Origin of the sequence: Marinimicrobium sp. UBA4509, assembly GCF_002388575.1 — a bacterium.
Taxonomy (GTDB): domain Bacteria; phylum Pseudomonadota; class Gammaproteobacteria; order Pseudomonadales; family Cellvibrionaceae; genus Marinimicrobium; species Marinimicrobium koreense.
The window spans coordinates 9,306-13,715 of sequence record NZ_DGMV01000049.1; the positions used below are offsets into that span (position 1 = coordinate 9,306).

Below are 4,410 nucleotides of genomic sequence, written 5' to 3' on the forward strand. Positions count from 1 at the left end.
ACCACGCCCCCAACAGCTCACCGAAAGCCACCCAGTTAAAGAGAGGCAACACCATGAAACTCTCCGTAGAAATCAGCATGTACCCGTTTAATGGCGACTACATTCCGCCCATCAAAGGGTTTATCGACTGGCTCAACCAGCAGGAAGGCATTCTGATTCAGACCGTGCCCACCTGCACCATCATCACCGGCGACTACGACCGCGTCATGGACATCCTGCGTGATGGCATGAAATACAGTTACGAAAAGTATGGCAAAGCCGTATTCGTCACCAAATTTCTGCCCAATTATGAAGCCCTGAACTGATGGAAACCCTGAGTTGATGAACGACATCACCCAACAATTGGCCGACACCTGGTCCCAGTGGCTCGGCTGGGAGCTGGTCGCGGTAACGCTTGCGCTGGCCTACCTGGTATTAGCCGTGCGTCAGAACGCCCTGTGCTGGTACGCGGGCTTTCTGAGCACCGCCATCTACACCGCGCTCTACTGGAACGTCAGCCTGCTGATGGAGTCCGGGCTCAACGTCTACTACATGGCCATGGCCGTTTACGGTTGGTGGCAATGGCGTCACGGTGGTCGGGGTGATACCGAACTGCCGGTGCAGACCTGGCGCTGGCGAACCCACCTGCTGGTGATCGGGGGCATTGTGCTGGTCAGCCTGGCCTCCGGTACCTGGTTGACGATGTTCACCCAGGCCGCCTGGCCCTATCTGGACTCCTTCACCACCTGGGCCGCCGTGGTGACCACCTATATGGTGGCCCGAAAGGTTCTGGAAAACTGGCTTTACTGGATGGTGATCAACAGCCTGCAAATGATCATCCTCTGGGAGCGCAGCTTGTACCTGACCGCACTGTTGATGGCGCTGTATCTGATCATCTCGGTCTTTGGTTGGCTAAGCTGGGTTCGTGACTATCGCGGCCAGAGCAGTGATCGCGCCGAGGAAGCGGCCTGTGCCTGACGCGTTTACTCGCCTCGAAACCGCCCTCGCCACCTGGCGGGAGTGGCCGCTGCCGATCACTGACGCTCCCCGCGTGCTCGGTCCCATTGAGGGCGGGCGCACCAATCGCAGCTTTCGCCTGCGAGCGCCGGGGCTCAACGATGACCTGCTGCTTCGCCTGAACAACCCCCGGGGCCCGCACCTTGGGATTGACCGGGCGCAGGAGGCCGCGATTCTTGACACCGTCGCCGAGGCGGGATTGACCCGGGGTGCCTGTTATTGGTCACCGCAGCGAGACTTCACGGTTTTTCCGCATATTGATGGGCGCACCTGGAGCGACGCTGATTTTCAGGACCCCCGGCAGCGTCGTCGGTTAATGGAGTGTCTGGGGGCGGCGCAGGTGCTGGCCCCGGGTACGCCCCGTCGTTCCTATACCGCTTACCTGGACCACTATTGGCAGCAATTGGAAAACGCGGGTGCGATTGACGCAGCACTGGCGTCGAGCTGGTGGCTCTTTCGGGAAACCCTGGTGGCGTTCGACCGGTCGGATTGGCCAGCAGTCCTGACCCATCATGATCTGATTCCCGAAAATGTCCTGGAGACCGGCGATCGTCTGTACCTGATCGATTGGGAGTATGCCGCCGTGGGACATCCGGATATTGATCGCTGGTGTATCGACCCCACACTGGTGCGGGAGCCCTTCGTTCACGAGTTGGCTAGGTGGACCAACGCGCTGTGGGAGCGGATCGTTACCCTGTCTGACGAGCACCGGACGGTCACCTGATGCGATTCTTCCGGGGCTCATCTGGCACTTTTTGGCGAAAGCGTGCAGCATACCCGGAGTCGCCGGGTGATTGTGGCCCTATTCCACGTAACGGTGGATGAGAGTAACGGCGAATGAGAGTGAGGTGAACGAAAGTGATGAACCAGTCCGTCCTGATCCAGTGCGCCGACCAGGCCCGCGATACGCGGGTAAACCCCAGCGATAACCGACACCTCAATCAGGTCAGCCACGCCCGGCGCCGGGTTCTGAAAGGTGGCCTGGGCCTGTTGGCCGGCCCCTTTGCGGCGTCCACCCTGCTCAGCGCCTGTGCCAGCCGGGAAGGCGCGCCCGCCGCTTTTCGGGACAGTCCGCGCCCGGCCATCGGGTTCAAGCCGGTGCCGGTGGCGAGTGATCCGGGTTACGACCGGGTGGATGTGCCCGAGGGCTACACGGCCCGACCCTTTTTCAGTTGGGGGGACCCAGTGGAAAGCGGGGCGCCCGAATGGCGTCCCGATGCGCAGAACACCTGGACCGAGCAGGCCCTGCAGTCCGGTCAGAACCACGACGGTATGCATTTTTTCCCTTTTCCGGATGCGCCCAATGAGCGCGGCCTGCTGGTGATCAACCACGAGTACATCAACGCGACGATTCACCCCGATGGCCCCACCGTCACCGAAGATGAACAAGGCCGGCGGGTAAGGCCGCTCAATGAAGTCCGCAAGGAGCAGGCGGGCCATGGGCTGAGCATTATCGAGCTGCGCAAAGATCCCCGGGGCGACTGGCAGCGCGTTTACCCCTCGCGCTATAACCGTCGCCTGACCGCATACACACCCATGACCCTCAGCGGCCCCTGCGCGGGTGCGGAGGCGATGAAAACTGCCGACGATCCGCAAGGGCGGGAAGTGCTGGGGACCCTGAACAACTGCTCCATGGGGGTGACCCCCTGGGGCACCTACCTGATTGCCGAGGAAAACTGGAAAAACTATTTCGTCAATCGCGACGCGGCGGATCATGCCCGTCGGCGTGAACACCATCGCTACGGCATTGCCGCCGGTCTCAACAGCCACTACAACTATTGGGAATCGGCCGATCCGCGCTTTGATGCGACCCCTCGGGCCGAGCAGCCCCACGGTGGCCATGTGAACGAACCCAACCGGTTTGGCTGGGTGGTGGAGGTGGATCCGTTTGACCCTGACTCCAGGCCGGTCAAGCGCACCGCGTTTGGTCGCATTGTGCGCGAAGGCTGCACCTGCGTTCAGCATCCGGATGGCATCCTCGCGTTTTATTCCGGCGATGATACCCGGGGCGAATACGTCTACAAGTTTGTGCCGGAAGGTCGCTTTGATGCCGATAACCCGAAGGCCAATCGGGATCTTCTGGACAAGGGTACCGTTTACGTCGCGGTCTATCACGAAGATGGCACCGGCGAGTGGCGCCCGCTGGTCTGGGGGGCGCCGGGCCTCACCGAAACAGATGGCTTCCGCGATCAGGCCGATGTGCTGATCAACTTGCGCAGTGCGGCCGATGCGGTGGGCGCAACCCCAATGGATCGCCCAGAGTGGACCGCGGTGAACCCCTTTACCCGCGATGGCTACGTGACCCTGACCAATAACACCGATCGGGGTGTCGATCCGAACGAGCCGGTCGACGCCGCCAACCCGCGCCCGGAAAACCATCACGGCCAGATATTGCGCTGGCGGGAGGACAACCGGCATCCGGCGGCCACCGCCTTTCACTGGGAGCTGTTTTTGCTCGCTGGCGAGCAGCCCCCGGCCGACGAAAGCTGGCAAACCGATCACCAATACGGCACCATCAAGGGGGATATTTTTGCCAGCCCTGATGGCCTATGGTTTGATCCTGAGGGGCGCCTCTGGATTCAGACTGACTTCAGTGACGGCAAGTCGGTTTACGATGCCATGGGCACCAATCAGATGCTCTGCGCCGATCCGGTGACCCGGGAGGTGCGTCGTTTTCTGACCGGCCCGTCCGGCTGCGAAATCACCGGTATTACCGCGACGCCGGATGGCACCGCGATGTGGATCAATGTTCAACACCCGGGCATCAGCTACCCGGCCAGCGATGGCAAAACCCGGCCGCGTTCCACCACGGTACTGATCACCAAAAACGACGGTGGCGTGATCGGCACCTGACCGCTCAAGGCTGGCAGGTCATGTGGCGTAAACGGTTGGCGATCCGTCAATAGAGAGACTGTTGATGAACCTTGGCGCAAGTTCTTCAGTTATCACCGTAGTGGCCACGGCGGTCGTGGTGGCCCTGGGGGTGGTGTTTCATTACGAAGTGATCCAGTGGCTCAACCGCTGGCATATCGACCGACACCGACGCTTTGGTCGCAACCACCGGACCCGCCCGGTCGTGCTGCTCACCATGTTTGTTCTGCTGTTCGCCCATGTGGTTGAAATCTGGATGTTCGGTTTTGTGTTCTGGTTGCTGTTGGGTTTGGATGGCTACGGAGTGATTCAGGGCTACAGTGAGTTGACGCTGCTCGATTGCGTTTACTTTTCGGCCGCGAATTACACCACAGTGGGGTGGGGCGACTTGTCGGCCGCCGGAGATATACGGTTTCTCGCCGGTACCGAGGCTCTGGTGGGTTTTATGATGATCACCTGGTCCGCGTCGTTCAGCTACCTGGTGATGAATCGGGCCTGGGGTGGCGATTAGGGGACACGCTGGGTCGCGTAGGGCGGATAAGC

At 60.9% G+C, this 4,410-nt stretch carries 5 protein-coding genes; all 5 read left to right on the forward strand.

The window, feature by feature from the left end; all coding sequences use genetic code 11:
- The coding region (locus B3520_RS07755; RefSeq protein WP_286875817.1) for a YkoF family thiamine/hydroxymethylpyrimidine-binding protein at window positions 1-305 on the forward strand (305 nt) is incomplete at its 5' end.
- 16 nt (window positions 306-321) lie between these two features.
- Window positions 322-957 carry a nicotinamide riboside transporter PnuC gene (gene pnuC / locus B3520_RS07760; RefSeq protein ID WP_123639537.1) on the forward strand — a complete coding sequence of 212 codons (636 nt, stop codon included), beginning with the start codon at window positions 322-324 and terminating at the stop codon, window positions 955-957.
- Complete coding sequence (locus tag B3520_RS07765; protein ID WP_286804113.1) at window positions 950-1,720, forward strand: phosphotransferase; 771 nt, start codon at window positions 950-952, stop codon at window positions 1,718-1,720. Before pnuC ends, B3520_RS07765 begins: the two co-directional genes overlap by 8 nt.
- A 137-nt stretch (window positions 1,721-1,857) precedes the next feature.
- Window positions 1,858-3,849 (forward strand): PhoX family protein, encoded by a 1,992-nt coding sequence (locus B3520_RS07770; RefSeq protein ID WP_286804114.1) that lies wholly within the window; start codon window positions 1,858-1,860, stop codon window positions 3,847-3,849.
- A 64-nt stretch (window positions 3,850-3,913) separates the two neighbouring features.
- Window positions 3,914-4,378 (forward strand): ion channel, encoded by a 465-nt coding sequence (locus B3520_RS07775; RefSeq protein ID WP_123639534.1) that lies wholly within the window; start codon window positions 3,914-3,916, stop codon window positions 4,376-4,378.
- The last annotated feature ends 32 nt before the right edge of the window (window positions 4,379-4,410 follow it).